The organism is Streptomyces sp. NBC_00466 (assembly GCF_041433995.1).
Classification (GTDB): Bacteria; Actinomycetota; Actinomycetes; order Streptomycetales; family Streptomycetaceae; genus Streptomyces.
Map to the genome: position 1 here is coordinate 195,565 of NZ_CP107896.1, position 16,343 is coordinate 211,907.

The following is a 16,343-nucleotide window of genomic DNA, read 5'->3' on the forward strand; positions in this document are numbered from 1 at the left end:
TCCCTGCGCCGCCCGGAGCCCGCCGTCGTACGGGCGGGCTCCGGGCGGAGGGGCGCGCCGCCCCCGTCCCCACGGTGCGGCGCAGGCGGTCCGCCGTCATCCGCTCGGCGACGGCCGCCAGTCTTCAGGGCCCGTGTCTTCCGGGCCCGGTGTTTTCAGGGCCGGGTGTTTTCAGGCACCCGGGCCTCTCGGTGTGCGTCAGGCCGGACTCGCGGGGTCCGGCACCTTCGGGGCCTCGCGGTCACGGGAGCGGCCCGCCAGTCCCAGCGCGGGGAGTACCGCGCCCTCGATGAAGCGGCCGAGGTACTCCGCATCACCGTAGTGGCCCTCCAGCATCGGCCGGATACGCATGGCACCCAGCAGCTGCGGCGCGACGAACTCCAGCGCCGGGCTGTCCGCCGCGACCTCTCCACGGGCCACCGCACGGGCGACCATCGCGTTGATCGCGGCAGCCGCCGGCTCGACCAGTCCTTCGCGCAGCGCCTCAAGGAGCTCCGGGTTCTGCAGGGCCGCGTGACTGAGCGCGTGCATCAGCGGGGTGTCGCGCCCCGAGTGCGCCCCCAGCGACTTCGCGGTCTCCCGCAGGTCCCCCGCGAGCGTACCGGTGTCGATGCTGGTGAGGCTCCCGCCGCGGGTGCCGCGCAGGGCGCAGGCCACCAGCTGCGGCTTGCTCCCCCACTGCCGGTAGAGCGTGGACTTGCCGCAGCGCGACCGGGACGCGACGCCCTCCATCGTCAGCGAGTCGTAGCCGCCCTCACGGAGAAGTTCCAGTACCGCCTCGTAGAACTCCTGCTCACGCTCCGGTGTGATCTTGGAGCGCGAGGACGGCGTCGCGGAATCCTGGGACGACATGGCTTCTCCCTTTCCGTTTCCGTGTGACGAGCGGCATCGCCACTTCATCCTACCGATACGCCAGTGTACCGATACGCTGGTGTACCGATACGTCTCCGTATCGGTACACTGTCGTTTCGATGAGGTGTGATCCGGATTCCCTGGACCCCGCCTCGAACTTTCGGTACGGAATGCAAAGGAGTCGGGGTGATGGGTGCCCTCGCCGAGCCAGTCGAACGGGAGCCGGACACCACAGCCCGGCCCCCGCTCGCCCGTGAGCTGCTGCTGGTCGTCGGACTCTTCCTTGTCTACAAGCTGGGCCGTCAGGTGGCGAGCGGTCACGTGGCCGAGGCGTTCCACAACGCGGACCGCGTCTGGAGCTTCGAGCGCGCGGTGCGTCTTCCCGACGAGGGCTCGGTCCAGCGGGCGCTGCTGCACAGCGATTCGCTGATACACATCGCGAACACCTACTACGCCGCCGTGCACTTTCCGGCGATGATCCTCTTCCTGGCCTGGCTGTACTGGCGTCGGCCGCCCCACTACGTATGGGTGCGGCGCGTCCTCACGGCGTTGACCGGCGCCGCGCTGGCCCTGCATCTGCTCGTCCCGCTGGCGCCGCCACGGATGCTGGCCGAGGCGCACCTGGTCGACACCGGGCAGGTCTACGGCCCGACCGTGTACGGCTCCGCACCGGCCACCGACTCGATGGCCAACCAGTACGCGGCGATGCCTTCGCTGCACTTCGGCTGGGCGCTGATGACCGCGATCGGCCTGATCGCCGCCACCCGGTCCCGCGCACGGTGGCTGTGGCTGCTGCACCCGCTGGTCACCCTGCTGGTGATAGTCGGCACGGCGAACCACTACTGGCTCGACTCGATCGTCGCCACGGCGCTGCTCGCCGTCGCGCTGGCCTTCATCCGGCTGCCGCTGCCCGGAACACTGCCGGGCCGGCGGGCCGGCGGCCTTCGCGGCCGGAAGGGGCGGGCCACCGCTGCGGGGCTCGCGGCCGACCCGCCCGCGGTCGCCGTACCGGGTCCCGCAGTGCTCGTAGCCGCGCCCGCCACGTCCGGCGTCTCCGAGCCGCCCCGTGTCTCCGAGCCGTCCCACGACCCCGAGCCCTCCCATGTCCCAGGGCCGGCCCCCGACCCCGAGCCGTACCCCGAGCCCGCCCGCGCACTCGCTGCCCGAGGAGCGTGCCCATGAACGCCACCCTGGCCGCCGTCGCCCTCTCGCTCCTCTCCGCCGTCGGCTACGCCACGGCCGCGGTCGCGCAAGAGCGCCTCGCGTCCCGTACCCGGCCGGGCTCCGGGCTGCTTCGGATGCTCGGCCACGGTGCCTGGTGGTGGGCGGTCGGCCTCAACGCGGCAGCGGCCCTGCTGCACGTGGCGGCGCTGAAATACGGGTCGCTCACCCTCGTACAGCCGCTCGGCGCACTCACCCTGGTCGCGGCCGTCCCGCTGGGAGCGCGGCTCGCCGGGCGCCGGGTCGCCAGGACCGAGTGGCGCGGCACCGTCCTCACCCTTCTCGGCCTGGCGGCGCTGCTGCTGGCCGCCGGGGGCACGCCCCCGCACGAGACGCTCTCGCTGCCCGAGGCGCTCGGTATCGCGGCGATCGCTGTCGTGCTGGTCGCCGCGCTCGTACGGCGCGCGGGCAGGCCGGGCGCACGTCCCGGGCTGCGGTTCGCCACCGCCTCCGGGCTCGTATCGGGCGTCGCGTCGGCGCTCACCCAGACCGTGACGGTCTCGGTCACCGACCACACCCACGGTCCGGTGATCAGCTGGCGCACGGCCGTCGTGGCGCTGCTCGTCGCGGCCTTCGCGGTGGGCGGGCTGCTGCTGTCGCAGACCGCGTACCGGGGTGGCCTCGGCGCCCCGCTCGCCATGGTCACGCTCGCCAACCCCGTCGCCGCTTCGGCGATCGGCCTGGCCCTGCTGGGCGAACGCCTCCAAGGCGGCGCCGTCGGAGTGCTGCTCGCTGCCGTGGGGGCGGTGGCCGCCGCCCGGGGCGTGGTCCTCCTCACCCGGGCGACCACCACCGCACCGGAGGCTGCTCAGCCACCGGCCGCACCGCCGTCACCCACCGCGGCCGAGCCGCCCGCCCTTCCTCCGCCGGCCGCCAGGACCGAGCTGCCGACCACCGTCACAGTCCGGCCGACGCAGGCCCCGCCTGCACCGTCCGGTCCGCCCCCGCCACCCTCCGTACCTCGATCAGCAGTGCCTGCCCCGGATCGAGTACCGGCATCGGCACCCCAGCTCCACTGAGCACCGCTCCGGGCAGCGCCACCCACCCGTCCAGGGCGGCCGTGACCCAGGCGGGCGCCACCACTTCGCGGAACGACGGCAGCCCGGCCTCCGTCCTGATCCGGACCCGGTAGCTCCCCGTACGGGCCAGTCCTGGCAGCGCGATACGCCCGGCCTGGGCCTCCGGCGACGTGGCCAGCTGCGCCCAGCAGTACACGGCGGCGCTGATTCCGGGGGCCACCACCCCATGCAGCAGCGCGGCGTCACCGTCGAGATCCGCGCGGACCACCCGTCCGCTGTGCAGCAGCGGCCGCAGCTCCTTGTAGAGCGCGCCCCAGGCCCTCAGCTCCGCCAGCTCGTCCGGTGAGCAGGCGCCGAGGTCGCGCTCGATTCCGGCATGCGCGAACAGCGCGGTGAGCAACCGGAAGGAGCTGTCCGTGAGCCGCCCGGTGGTGTGGCTGCGGGCCTCGCCGACATGCGAGCCGATCAGCTCGGGCGGCAGCAGCTGACCGGTCCAGCGCTGGATGGCCTGGCGCTCGACGGGGTCGTTGCAGTCCGAAGCCCATACCCGGTCCGTGCGGTCCAGGACCCCCAGGTCGACGCGGGCCCCGCCGCTGGAGCAGCTCTCGATCTCAAGACCTGGGTGCCGTTCCCTGAGTGCGTCGAGCAGCCGGTACAGCGCCTCGGTCTGCGCGTGCACGCCCGGCCGGTCGCGGCCGTCCGCCGACCGCTGGACGGCTTCGTGCAGGTCCCGGTTGTGGTCCCATTTCAGATAGTCGACGGAGTACCGCGTGACGATCGCGTCGAGCGACTTGAGCAGATGCGCCCACGCCTCGGGGTGCCCGATGTTGAGCGCGTACTGATGGCGGGAGCCGGGGCCGAGTCCGGCGCTCGGCCCGAGGATCCACTCGGGGTGGGCGCGGGCCAGCTCCGAGTCGAGGTTGACCATCTCCGGCTCGACCCAGAGCCCGAACTGCATGCCGCGTTCGTGTACCCGGTCAGCGAGCGGGGTCAGCCCGTCGGGCCACACCGAGGTGTCGACGGTCCAGTCCCCGAGCCCGGCGGTGTCGTCCCGGCGGCCGAGGAACCAGCCGTCGTCCAGCACGAACCGCTCCACTCCGATGTCGGCCGCCGTGTCGGCGAGGGCGACAAGACGCTCGGGCCGGTGGTCGAAGTACAGGGCCTCCCAGCTGTTCAGCGTCAGCGGGCGCGGGGTCACCGGATGCGAGGGGCGGGCCCTGAGCAGCGCGTGGAACCGGTCGGCGAGCCCGTCGAGCCCCATGCCGGACCAGCCGAACCAGCAGACCGGCGCGGTGTACGTCTCCCCCGGCGCCAGGCGTATCTCACCCGGCGCGAGGAGTTCCCCGCCGCCGAGCACGGCGGCGTGAGCCCCGGCGCCCTCGGGCAACCGCTCGGCCAGCCAGCGCTGGTTGCCGCTCCAGCCGATGTGGACGCCCCACACCTCGCCGGCGCGGAATCCGAAGCCGGGCACCCCGGCCGTGAGGAGGTACGGGGCGTCCTGGCCGGTCCTCCCCCTGCGCTGCTCGCGTACATGGCTGCCGTGACCGAGCGGCCTGCGCTGCGGGGACCGTTCGCGACACCATCTGCCGGTGAAGTCGAGGATCTCCGAGGCCCTGCGCGGCAGCGGCAGCAGAGTGGTGACACCGCTGAGGTCGTACGGAACGGGGTCCGCGTCCGGCCGCCGGGCGACCGTGGTCCGTACCGCCAGCACCCCGGAGGGGTCCAGCCGGTAGGCGAGGGTGAGATCGAGACCCGCGCCGTCCTCGGTGAGGCGGACGACCAGTTCGCCGTCGCTCTCATCGGCGGCGACGAAACGGGGCTTCGGCGTGGTGGCGGTGCCTGCCAGATGGCCCTGGTGGGCGGGGGTGCCGGACCAGCCGTCGGCCTCGGTGGGCCAGACGGTGAACTGCCGTGGTTCGTCCAGGGAGTTGTGCAGCGCGGCGCCGTCGGCGGTGAGCGCGAGCGCGGCGCACTCCTCGTCCGTCAGGCCGCCCAGATCCTCACCCCAGTGCAGGATCCGGGGCAGTGGAGCGGACAGGTCGACGACCAGACCGACACCGGCTGCGCGCAGTTGGACGGTTCTGGGGGCGGTGCAGGTCATACGGAGGGTCCTCTCTGCCGGCCCCGGCGGCGAGGCCACCGAGTACCGGATACATAGGAGGTACCGGACAGATACGGGTACCGGCTGCATCTCGGATCCAGGCCCGGGTCACAGACCATCGACCGCGGAACACACCTGCGCTAGATTCGATTCAAGACAATTATTGATCAATTGAGGTCACACGTCCGGTAGTTGTAAGGTAAACAACGATCGGGCCTGGGCGTATACGCTCCAGCGCATCGTCAGGCATTCCGCACTTGGAGGCTGATCATGACCATCGCCCCGCAGCAGCGGCTGGTTCAGCAGCTCCCAGCAGCGCCTTTCTACTGCCCGGTGCCACCCGCCGCACACCCCGCGTCGGCCTCGCTCAATGAGGCGACCGTACGGTGGATGCTGCAGCAGGACCTGGACACCGACGAGCAGCAGCGGCGCCGTCTCACCCTCTGCGACTTCGGTGGCCTGACCGCATCGACCATGCCGTACGGATGGATCGAGCCACTGACCCTGATGGCCCGGCTGCACGCCGTACTGTTCTCGCTCGACGACGGACTGTGCGACGAGTCCTACGCCACCGCCGGCCTGCTCGCCCAGGAGACCGGCCGCATCATGCGCGCCGTCGAGGCCCCGTACGCGGCCCCCGCCCCCGGCGAGTCCGCGCGCACGGCCGCGTTGCGGTCGATCAGGCTCGACCTCGCCCGCCATGCGACACCGGTCCAGCTGCGCCGCTGGACCGAGGCCATGCGCGTCTACACCTCCGGGCTCGTCTGGGAGGCGTCCTGGCGCAGCAGCCCCGGCCTCCCCTCACTGGACGACTACGTCACCCTCTGGATGCGGGCCATAGGGATGGCCCCCTCCACCGCGATGATCGAGATCACCGGAGGGCTGACGCTCACCGACGAGGAACTGGAAGACCCCCGGATACGCGCGCTGACCGAGATCGCCTGGACGCTGGTCAGCTGGGACAACGACCTCTACTCCCGCAACAAGGAGATCCTGCGCGCCGACGACGATCTGAACCTGATCGACGTACTGGCCCAGGAGTACGGCATCGACGCGCACCGCGCCCAGCAGGAGGCCGTGGTGATGCGCGACCGGGTGATGGTGCTCTTCATGCGGCTGCGGGAGCGCGCGCTCCCGGACGCCGGACCCCAACTCCGGCAGTACGTCGACGGGTTGGGCCAGTTCGTGCGCGGCCACCTGGACTGGGCCTCGGTCTGCCCCCGGTACACCGTGCCGGGCGCCCCCTCCACCGGGCCGGACGGCTGGTGGAAGCGGCTCCCGGCCGTGGTGGACCAGGACCCGCTCCCACTGCCGTCCGTCTCCTGGTGGTGGGACCAGCTCGACGAGGGTCAGTAGCCGCGCCACCAGCTGGTCATCGCGCGCCAGAGCCGCTTCGGGGCCGAACCGCGCTGGGCCGGAACCGCTGCTGCGGGCTGCGGCGTTGCTGCGGGCGGCGCCTGGACCGGCGGTGCGGGCTGCGGTACGACGGGCGGCGCGGCCGGTGCGTGTGAGGTGACCTCCCAGTCGGCGCGGGGCGGCGGCATCGCCGCGGGGGACGGCGCCACCATGATGTCCTGTGGCGGGCGCGGCGCGAACGTCACGGGCAGCTGGTCCAGATGACGGGACATCAGCGAACCGGTCCAGCTCAGTTCGTGCTCCTCCAGGGCCAGTTCCACATCGGGCAGCCGCATCAGCAGCGCGTCGACACCGACGTCGGCGATGGCGCGCCCGATGTCCTGCCCGGGACACTCGTGCGCACCGCCGCTGAAGGCGAGATGGGCCCGGTTGCCCTGCATGGAGGCGTTCGGGTCGGGGCGGACGACCGGGTCGATGTTGGCGGCGGCGATCCCGACCACGAGGGCGTCGCCCCCCTTGATCTGCTGGCCCCCCAGCTCGGTGTCACCGACCGCCCAGCGGCCGAAGATCGTGGTGAAGGGCGGTTCGTCCCACAGCGTCTGCTCGACCGCCTCGGGCACCGTCATATGGCCGCCGCTCAACTGGGCCCTGAACCGCGGGTCGGTGAGGACCATGCGCAGCACGTTGGCGATCAGGTTCGCGGTGGTCTCGTACGCGGCGATGAGCACCAGCCGCAGGTGCTGGCTCACCTCGTCGTCGGTCAGCCCGGCGGGATGCTTGATCAGCCGGCTGGCGAAGTCATCCCGCGGTGCTGATCTGCGCTGGGCCACCAGCCGGTTGAGCGCGGCCATCACGAAGGCGTTGCTCACGATGGCCGTCTCGGTGCCCTTGATCATGTCGCGGGCGGCCTGCACCAGGCGTTCGCTGTACTCCTCGGGCATCCCGAGGATCTGGCACATCACCATCATCGGCAGATGTTCGGCGAACCGGCTGACGAGATCGGCCTTGCCGTCCTGGCAGAAGTCGTTGACCAGCCGGTTGCTGTAGCGGTTGATGAAGCGCCGGGTGCTGCGGGTGTCGATGTGCGACATCGCTTCGGTGACCGCGCCGCGCAGCCGCTCGTGTTCGGCGCCATCGGCGAAGACACAGATCGGCTGCCAGGTGAAGATCGGCGCGAGCGGGTGGTCGGGGGCCGCCGTGCCGTCCTGGAGGGCGCGCCAGCGGCGGGAGTCACGCGAGAAGAGCGAGGGCGTACGGGTCATGTACAGGTTCTCGCTGTGGCCGAGCACCAGCCAGGCGGGAACGTCGCCGTGCAGCAGCACGGGTGCCACCGGGCCGTGCTCGGCGCGCAGCTTCTCGTACAGGCCCATCGGGTCCTGCTCTGCCTCGGTCCCGTACAGCCGCCGCAGCCCGCCGGGCCCGAGCCCGTGGGCCGGGCACTGCGGCGGCGGGACTGCCGCGCCGGTGCCGGGCTGGTGGTCGAAGGGGGTTGTCACGGTCACTCCAATACGTACGGACGGGACGGTACGAGAGGGTCTGAGCACGTCACGCGAGGTCCAGGACTGTGTCACGAGGGGTCTAGGCACGCCGCATGGCGAGGGAGTGCAGATAGCGCATGAGGGCCATCAGGGTGTCGCGGCTGGAGGCGCGCCGGCGCGCGTCGCAGTCCACGATCGGGATCTCGTCGGGCAGGTCGAGTGCGGTCCGCAGCGCGTCCAGGCGGTGGCGTGGCGCGTCCGGGAAGGTGTTGATGGCGACGATGAACGGCACGCCGCGCTCCTCCAGCCTGCCGATCACGTCGAAGCTGACCTCCAGCCTGCGGGTGTCGACCAGGACGACGGCGCCGAGCGCGCCCTCGAAGAGGCCGTTCCACAGGAACCAGAAGCGCTCCTGGCCGGGGGTGCCGAAGAGGTAGAGCACGAGTTGTTCGCTGATACTGATCCGGCCGAAGTCCATCGCCACGGTGGTGGCGGTCTTGCTCTCCACACCGGAGTTGTCGTCGACTCCGACCCCGGCCTGGGTCATCGTCTCCTCGGTGGTCAGCGGGCGGATCTCGCTCACCGAACGCACCATCGTCGTCTTGCCGACCCCGAACCCGCCCACGATCACGATCTTGACCGCGGCGGTGGCCGTGTCGGGCAGTACGTCTTCCCTCCTGGGGCCTGCGATCGTGTCAGAGCTTCTGGAGTCCATGCATCACCGCTTCGAGAAGGGCCCGGTCCGGCAGCGCGGCGCGGACGATGGGCGCGCGCGACTCGACCAGTTCGGCCGCGAGGAGATCGGTCAGCAGCGCGGTCACCACGCTGAACGGCAGGCGCAGATAGGCGGAGATCTCGGCCACGGACAGCGGCGACTTGCACAGCCGTACGATCGCGGCCTGTTCCGGCTGGACGGTCGGGGACGGCTCGGCCCGGGACACCACGATGGTGACGAGGTCGAGCGCGGCCCGTTCGCCGCCGTCCGGTCCGCCGGTGATCACATAGAGCCGTTCAGGGTCCCCCGAGTCCGGCTCCGCCTTCCGGCGTTCTCTGCGGGGCGGCGAATTCATCCGGCCTTCCCGTCGTGCCGCGGCGGACTGGCCAGATGGGCCCCGATCCGTACCACCATGTCGCGCATCTGCGCGCCGACCAGGCCCGCTTCGACCCGTTCGTCGGTGAGGACGGCCAGATAGGAGCCGGTGCCCGCGGCCATCAGATAGAAGAACCCGCCGGTGATCTCGATGACGACGAGCCGCATTCGGCCGTCGCTGTCCGGGATCTCGGTGGCGACCGCCGCTGCCAGGCTCTGGAGTCCGGCGCAGGCCGCGGCGAGCCGGTCCGCGCCGTCCGGGTCACCGCCGTGCCGGGCGATCCGCAGCCCGTCCGCCGAGAGCACCACGATCTGCTGGATCCCTGGAACCCCGTCGGCCAGCTCCTTGAGCATCCAGTCCATGCTGCCCAGTTGCTGAATCACGCCAGGTCCCCCTTGTCCCATGGTTCGCCGGACTCTCCGACGGCCGACGGCTCCTGCGGCACTCCGTTGGCCGCCTTCGTGAAGGCCTCCAGCCAGATTCCCGGCTGGGGCTCCTCCTTCTCCGGTTGCTGCGTCTCCTCGGGCGCCCGGGGCGTGTACGGGTCGGGCTCGGGCGCCGGTGCGGGCACCGCGGCCTGCTCGGAGCCGAAGGACGAACGGAGGCGGCTGCGGCGCTGCGGCAGTCCGTTCGGGGTCCACTCGGTCACCACCGGTACGTCGTCCTCCATCGACAGCGCCGCCGGGGCGGGCCGCTTCGGCGCGGGGGTCTTGCGCGGCGCCCTGGAGGGGACGCGGTCGGCGAACGCGCCGATGTCCGTGTCCGCTCCGGTGCGGGGCTGTCCGGCCGCACCGATTCCGTGTGCGATCCCGGGGGCGGGGCCCGTGGTGATCATCTCGCGGGGCACGATCAGCACCGCCCGGACGCCGCCGTACGCCGACTGACGCAGCGCCACCTTGAGGTTGTACATCTGGCTCAGCCGGCCGACGACGGCCATGCCGAGCCGGGGCGACTCGCCCAGGTTGTTCAGGTCGGCGCCGGCCTGCGCCTTGATCAGCATGCCCTCGGCCCGCTTGCGGGCCTCCTCGCTGAGGCTGACCCCGCCGTCCTCGATCTCGATGGCGATCCCGGTCTGCACCTCGACCGCGGTGACATGGACGCGGGTCTGCGGCGGCGAGTAGCGGGTCGCGTTGTCGAGGAGTTCGGCAACGGCGTGGATCAGCGGTTCGACGGCCGGGCCCACGATGGCGACCTTGGCGATGGAGTGCAGGTCGACCCGCGGATACTCCAGGATGCGGGACATCGCGCCGCGCAACACGCTGAACAGCGGTACGGGCTTGGGCCACTGGCGTCCCGGCCGGGCACCGCCGAGTACGGAGATGCTGTCGGCGAGTCGGCCGATGAGCGCGTTGCCGTGGTCGAGCCGGAGCAGGTCGTCGAAGACCTCCGGCTGGCGGCCGTGGTCCTCCTCCATCTCCCGCAGTTCCGCCGCCTGCTGGTGGACGATGGCCTGGACGCGGCGGGCGATACCGACGAACGCGAACTGCGCGCCCTCCCGCTGCGACTCCTCGTCGTCGACGATCTTCAGCAGTGAGGCGAGGATCTCGCGCTGCGCGGAGGGGAGGTCGCGGTACATCTCGCTGTTGTCGACGAGGATGCGCATGACCTCAAGGGGCGACTCACCGTGCTTGAGCCGGTGGATCGCTGCGGGCATCAGCTCCTTGGCGAGCCGCACGGTCTCCGCGTCATGCGCGGCGAGCCGCTGTTCCAGGAACGCCAGCCGCTCACCGTAGGCCCGGTGGAGCGTGCGGGTCGCGGAGGCGCGGCGGACGAGTGCGGTGACGAGTACGGCGATGACGACGGTGGCCAGTGCGCCGGCCCAGACAAGGGGTATCCGGGCGGCCCGGTCCACCGCGACCGCGCCGACGGCCGTGGCTGCCGACGTCAGAACGACGGAGAGCAGCAGCGCACGAACCAGTGGCGCTGTCCGATCGGTTGGAGGCGCCTCAACGCGAACCATGTGATCCCTCTGGCAGTTGACGGTGGGGAGAATCGAACTATCAAGACATGTGGGAACAAGTGCATGAATACATGTCATCTCAACTCACAATGAGCGAGCGTAGCCCGATCAGATCACCGCGGCGGCATATTCTCCCAACCTTGTGCGGTGGCCACTCCAGAGGAATAGACTCGCCGGTTTTACACAGTCAGCTCCCTTTCACACACGGGGAGTCACCGAACATGTGTCCCAACTGCCCCCGAACAGGGACAGGTTGGTATCAGCGCAGGTGCAGGGCGCGCCGGGCCCGGTCGGCAAGACCGTCGGCGCCGCAGGACTCCGCGAGGGCGAGCCCGCGTACGAGGTCGGGCTCGGAGCGGGCGGCGATGGCGAACTCCACCCGGGCCTGGGCGTGTTCGTACGCGCAGGGTGACGCTTCGAGATAGGCGACGGCTCCGCCGAGCAGCTCCACGGCACGGCCGCCGGTCTCCAGGACGGCCGCGGTCCGCAGCGACTCACCGATGGCGGTGTCCGTACCGAACCGTTCGGCCCGGTCGCGGACGTACGTCACCAGCCGCGCCGCGCGGGCCGGGTCCTCGGTGGCGAGGGCCCGCACCAGATCGGCAGCCCAGGGTGCCATGACGCTGTTGTGCCGGCCGCGCCCGCGCAACGCCTCGCCCGCGGCCTCCAGTTCGGCGATGGCCTCCTTGGTGCGGCCGCAGGCCAGCAGCAGCCTGCCGCGCACGGAAGGCGCGTCGGGAATGACGATGGTGGAGGGGTACGGGGGCGCGAAGCCGTACTGTTCCGCGGCCGCGCAAGCGGCCTCGACATGACCCCGGGCCAGCAGCGTGTCGATGAGCATGCAGGCGGCGTCCCAGTTCATCGGGAGGCCGTTGCCGACCCGCTCCGCGAGGCGCAGGCTCTCACGCAGATAGGTCTCCGCCTCGGCCAGCCGGCCGCGCCTGCGCTGGAGATAGCCGACGAGCGCGTTGGCGAAGGAGAGATGGCCGCCGCTCCAGCCGGACACCTCGAACGAGCGGAGCGCCTCCGAGAAGAGGCTCTCGGCCCGGTCCAGCCGGTCGGCGAAGGCATACGAGAGGCCGAGGAGCGCGGCGGGCTCGAACCCCCAGGAGGTGCCGGTCCAGCCGATGCCCGGTGGCAGCCGTCCGTTGACCAGGGCCCGGTCGCAGATCTCGACGATCTCCTCGGCGCTCTCGCCGCGGGCGGTGCCGTCGAACGCGCGCAGTATGAGCAGGATCCGCTCGGAGTTGTCCTGGCCGCCCAGGCTGTCGGCCATCTCGGCGAGGCGGCGGGAGCGCGCGGGTCCGTCGTCCTCGACCGCCTGGACGCCCTCCCAGAGGAAGTGCGCGGTCTGGAGCCGCCGCCTGGCGGGCCCCGGCTCCGTCACCTGCGCCTCGGCTGCCACCACCTCGGCCGCCTCACGGGTCTGGTTGTTGTGGGTCAGCGCCTGGGCCAGCCGGAAGACCGCGTCCACCCGCAGGGCGTCGTCGAGCCCCGGCAGGGCGAGCGCGGCCCGCAGATGGCCGACCGTGGTGGCCGGTGAGGTCAGCAGCGTGGCGCAGCCCAGCTCGTACAGGACGCTGGCGCGCACGGTCGGCAGCGGCGGCTCGTCGAGCGCCCGCTCCAGACACCGCCTGGCCGCGTCCGGCGCGCCCACCGCGAGGTGTTCGGCCGCCGCCTCCCTCAGCTGTGCGACCAGTTCGGGGTCGTCATCGGGGTGGACCTGGAGCAGATGCGGTGCGGCGGCCGCCGCGCCCCGGCCCGCCATGGTGACGGCCCAGGCCGCCTGGCCGTGCATCGCGGTACGGGTGGCGGACGGCACGGCCCGGTAGACGACGCCTGCGATCAGCGGGTGGACGAACTCCATCGGGTCGGTGCCGGTCAGGATGCGGGCCGACCTCAGCCGCGCGGCGCAGTCGGCCGCCTCGCCCTCGTTCATGCCGGCCAGCCGCCCGGCCAGGCTCAGCGAGATGCCGGTGCCCAGGATCCCGGCGGCCCAGGCGAACCGGGTGGCTCCGGTGCCCAGTTCCTCCAGCCGCGCGATCAGCCCCGAGCCGCGCGCCGACGCACCCAGCGCGCGCAGGGCTCCCGCCGACTCCTCCACCGGGTCCAGCGCGTCGTCCCGCACCCTGGCGAGAAGCTCGACGGTCTCGTACGCGTTGCCGCCGGTGACCGCCCAGACCTCGCGGCAGAACGGATCGTCGGCGTGCTCGCCGAGCGCGCTGCGGGAGAGCTGGGCGATGGCGTCGGGCGTGAGCGCACGCAGCTGCACGCTCTTCTGGGCCGCCGATTCCAGCATCCGCAGATACTCCGCGGCGTCGCCCACCGCCTCGCCCGTGCGGTACGCGAGGACCACGAGCACCGGCGGGCCGCCCTCGCGCCCGGTGAAGGAGGCCAGCCAGGCGAGCGTCTCCAGATCACACCACTGCGCGTCGTCGACGATGAACACCAGCGGACGGAACAGATCGGCGATCCGCACGGCCACCACGTCCAGACCGTCGCGGACCCCCTGCGGGTCGGCCTGCTGCGCGCTGGGCGGGGCGACGCCGAGTGCGGGCCCGACGATGTCGTACCGGTCGCCGAGCAGATCGCGGGCGTCCCGGACCCCGGGCATCGTCAGTGCGGGCTGCAGGAGTTGGCGCACGACGTGGAAGGGCACGGAGGTGAGCGTCTCGCCGCCACGGGCCGACCACACCGTGCAGCGGCCGGCCGCCCTGGCGCTGACCGCGTCGAGCAGCGCGGTCTTGCCCAGACCCGCCTCGCCGCTGTAGATGAGGAGGCCCCCGGCGGACTCCCCCGCGCACAGCGCGTCGACGGCGCGCACACCCACGGCGATCTCGTTCTCCCGCTCCAGCAGCGGTACGGCAGCCGGGCGTTCCTTCCGGGACCCCATCGTTCCTCCCCTGCCTGCAAACGGACTTCGAGAATATCCCGGCAGGCCGAGGCTGCGGGGCGGTCCGGAGGGACCGGTTCACGAGTGAGCAGAAGTTCGCATGCCCTTCGGGCGTTGGCAGTAATCTTGTTGACCGCCCCTGTCTTGATCTCCCGCGCCCCGTTCTCCCCTGCCGTGATCCTTCCCCGGCCTCGTCTCCGCCGCCTGTCGGTGCCCTGTCATCCGGGCGCATACGATGCCCTGCTACGGTCCGCGCTGGACCGGTCCGGCCGGCGCGGCCGCCGCCAGGAACACCAAGAACCGACGAGCACGGGGACGACTGCATGAAGATCGACTGGGACCGGCGCACCTGCGCACGGCGCGGGCATGTGACATACGCCCCGCAGGAACCGGAACTGGCGGCGCGGCTGCGCGCCGATACGGGGCTCGGCGAGGCCTGGCGCTGCCTCCGCTGCGGGGACTTCGCCCTGGGGGACCCGCACGGAGCGGGCCCCGCGCAGGACGCTCCGCTGGTGCCGCGCGGCAAGGTGCTGCGCGATCTGTTCATCCTGCGCTTCCTCGCCGTGGAGCGCGCGGTGCGCGGCGTGTTCATCGTGCTGGCGGCGGTGGCCGTGTGGAAGTTCAGCAACAGCCAGGACTCGGTGCGCCGACTCTTCGACGAGAACCTGAACGTCCTGCGCCCGGTGTTCCGCCACTTCAACTACGACCTGGACAACTCGCCCGTGGTCGGCACCATCCAGAAGACCTTCGGCTACAAGCACTCCACGCTGCTGCTCGTGGCCGTGCTGCTGCTCGTGTACGCGCTGATCGAGATCGTCGAGGGCGTCGGGCTGTGGCGCGCGAAGCGCTGGGCCGAGTACCTGACCGTCGTCGCCACCGCGATGTTCCTGCCACTGGAGATCTACGAGCTCACCGAGAAGATCAGCTGGCTGAAGATCGCCACGCTGACGATCAATATCCTGGCGGTGCTCTACATCCTGCTCGGCAAGCGCCTGTTCGGGCTGCGGGGCGGGCACGCGGCCTTCGAGGCGGAGCGGCAGAGCGCCTCGCTCCTCGAAGTGGAGACGACGGCCGGGGTGGCGCCCGTCACCCGCTGACGGGCCCCGGGACCTGGTTCCACACGGCGAGGGCGGGCCGGCCGTGTTCGGTACCGATCCGGCTGACCGATGCGGTGTCCAGCCGGAACAGCGCTCCGGCGGAGGCCGGCAGACCGAGGCGCCGGGCCGTCAGCACCCGCAGGAAGTGGGCGTGCCCGACCAGGACGACGTCTCCGCCCTCGCCGTCGAGGTCGGCGTCGCGCAGCGCCACGTCGACCCGCTTGAGGACACGGTCGGCGCGCTCGCCGACCTGCTGCGGGGTCTCACCGGGGTGCTCGGGCGGCCCCTCGGCCACTCCGTCGGTCCAGAGGTCCCAGTCGGGCCGGTCCCGGTGGATCTCCGCGCTGGTGATGCCCTCGTACGCCCCGTAGTCCCACTCGTGCAGGTCGGCCTCGGCGAGGGCGGGCACCAGCCCGGCCAGCTCGGCCGTCCGCCTGGCCCGGGCCAGGGTGCTGGTCAGGGTGAGCGCGATCCGCCGCTCGGCCAGCAGCGGTGCGACCTTGCGGGCCTGCTCCTCACCGGACGCCGTCAGCGGCAGATCCGTCCAGCTGGTGTGTTTCCCGGTGCGGCTCCAGCTGGTCTCACCGTGCCGTACGAGAATCAGCTCTCCCATGACCGCCCTGCCTTTTCGCGTCTGTCACCTCGGGCCGCCGATGTGCTGCCGGTGGCGGCGATGACGTCTCTGTTGATGTCGTACAAGGGCTTCAGCCTGTCACGACCAGCGAAGATTCCCGTGGAGGGGGCCCACGGGTGTGATTCCCGGCGCACTGCACGCCGTCCCCCGTGACCCGTCCCTCCAGCGGAGCGCACCGGCCGCGGGCGCGCACCCCGGGTCACGACTCCAGCGGCCGTCCGATGCGCAGGTTCCACCGTCCGGCCCTGCCGCTCTGCCCCGGTCAGGGTCAGCGGCGCCGCGGCCGGCCGCCAGAACACCTCGGCGGGAAGGCCGTCGCGTGCAGTACGGCTGCCCGCACCACGGCGGGGCCGGCCACCGCGGGACCCGGCCGCCCTCGCCGGCCGGTCCTGCCGGCCGGTCACCGGTCCGCTCGCGCAGCCCGTGCAGCCCGTGCAGCCCGTGCAGGGTTCACCGCGGTGCGGCGCAGCCGAAGGGTCGGCCGGCCAGGCGGCCACCGCATCCGGTCCACGCTTGGTCAGCCCCGTCAGAGGCCGCTCTTCGGTCACCTCGCCGAGCGTCATCTCCTGCCGAGGTCAACCCCCGCACGCGACGCGAACGGCGCGGCCACGCAGACGGCTGCTCCTGTCAACTGAGCGCGG

Annotated in this window: 12 protein-coding genes and 1 pseudogene; 4 read left to right on the forward strand and 9 right to left on the reverse strand. The window is 71.9% G+C overall.

What is annotated here, in order from left to right:
* Positions 1-198 precede the first annotated feature (198 nt).
* A complete protein-coding gene (locus OG210_RS00885) occupies positions 199-852 on the reverse strand; it encodes a TetR/AcrR family transcriptional regulator (RefSeq protein WP_328333670.1) in 654 nt (217 codons plus the stop codon).
* Positions 853-1,041: 189 nt separating this feature from the next.
* Between OG210_RS00885 and OG210_RS00890 the strand changes: the two genes are divergently transcribed.
* Entirely contained in the window at positions 1,042-2,034 is a 993-nt protein-coding gene (locus tag OG210_RS00890) for a phosphatase PAP2 family protein (RefSeq protein WP_328333668.1), read from the forward strand.
* Positions 2,031-3,092, forward strand: coding sequence for a DMT family transporter (locus OG210_RS00895; protein WP_371534774.1), 1,062 nt, complete (start codon positions 2,031-2,033; stop codon positions 3,090-3,092). Before OG210_RS00890 ends, OG210_RS00895 begins: the two co-directional genes overlap by 4 nt.
* Here the strand turns inward: OG210_RS00895 and OG210_RS00900 are convergent.
* Positions 3,016-5,193, reverse strand: a pseudogene (locus OG210_RS00900) (alpha-galactosidase); the annotation flags it as partial. The gene OG210_RS00895 and the pseudogene OG210_RS00900 sit on opposite strands and share 77 nt — an antisense overlap.
* A 270-nt stretch (positions 5,194-5,463) precedes the next feature.
* On the opposite strand from OG210_RS00900, the gene OG210_RS00905 reads away from it, so the two are divergent.
* Positions 5,464-6,549, forward strand: a complete 1,086-nt coding sequence (locus OG210_RS00905) for a terpene synthase family protein (RefSeq protein WP_328333664.1) — start codon at positions 5,464-5,466, stop codon at positions 6,547-6,549.
* Here OG210_RS00905 and OG210_RS00910 read toward each other — a convergent pair.
* From OG210_RS00910 to OG210_RS00935, 6 genes are all read right to left on the reverse strand, one after another.
* Positions 6,543-8,045 (reverse strand): cytochrome P450, encoded by a 1,503-nt coding sequence (locus tag OG210_RS00910; RefSeq protein ID WP_328333662.1) that lies wholly within the window; start codon positions 8,043-8,045, stop codon positions 6,543-6,545. The two genes, OG210_RS00905 and OG210_RS00910, sit on opposite strands and share 7 nt — an antisense overlap.
* An 82-nt stretch (positions 8,046-8,127) precedes the next feature.
* A complete protein-coding gene (locus OG210_RS00915; protein ID WP_328333660.1) occupies positions 8,128-8,742 on the reverse strand; it encodes an ATP/GTP-binding protein in 615 nt (204 codons plus the stop codon).
* Positions 8,723-9,097 (reverse strand): DUF742 domain-containing protein, encoded by a 375-nt coding sequence (locus tag OG210_RS00920; RefSeq protein ID WP_328333658.1) that lies wholly within the window; start codon positions 9,095-9,097, stop codon positions 8,723-8,725. Before OG210_RS00920 ends, OG210_RS00915 begins: the two co-directional genes overlap by 20 nt.
* Positions 9,094-9,501: a roadblock/LC7 domain-containing protein gene (locus OG210_RS00925; protein ID WP_266851262.1), complete on the reverse strand. Its 408-nt coding sequence runs from the start codon at positions 9,499-9,501 to the stop codon at positions 9,094-9,096. The genes OG210_RS00920 and OG210_RS00925 overlap by 4 nt, the downstream gene beginning before the upstream one ends.
* Positions 9,498-11,078, reverse strand: coding sequence for an ATP-binding protein (locus tag OG210_RS00930; RefSeq protein ID WP_328333649.1), 1,581 nt, complete (start codon positions 11,076-11,078; stop codon positions 9,498-9,500). Before OG210_RS00930 ends, OG210_RS00925 begins: the two co-directional genes overlap by 4 nt.
* A 259-nt stretch (positions 11,079-11,337) precedes the next feature.
* The gene (locus OG210_RS00935) at positions 11,338-13,971 is read right to left on the reverse strand and encodes an AAA family ATPase (RefSeq protein ID WP_328333647.1); all 2,634 of its coding nucleotides are present in this window, start codon (positions 13,969-13,971) and stop codon (positions 11,338-11,340) included.
* Between the two features lie 323 nt (positions 13,972-14,294).
* Here OG210_RS00935 and OG210_RS00940 point away from each other — a divergent pair, with 323 nt between their 5' ends.
* Positions 14,295-15,068, forward strand: a complete 774-nt coding sequence (locus OG210_RS00940; protein WP_328333645.1) for a DUF2127 domain-containing protein — start codon at positions 14,295-14,297, stop codon at positions 15,066-15,068.
* On the opposite strand, the gene OG210_RS00945 is transcribed toward OG210_RS00940, so the two are convergent.
* Positions 15,058-15,681 carry a histidine phosphatase family protein gene (locus tag OG210_RS00945; RefSeq protein WP_328333643.1) on the reverse strand — a complete coding sequence of 208 codons (624 nt, stop codon included), beginning with the start codon at positions 15,679-15,681 and terminating at the stop codon, positions 15,058-15,060. The genes OG210_RS00940 and OG210_RS00945 overlap by 11 nt on opposite strands.
* Positions 15,682-16,343: the final 662 nt, after the last annotated feature.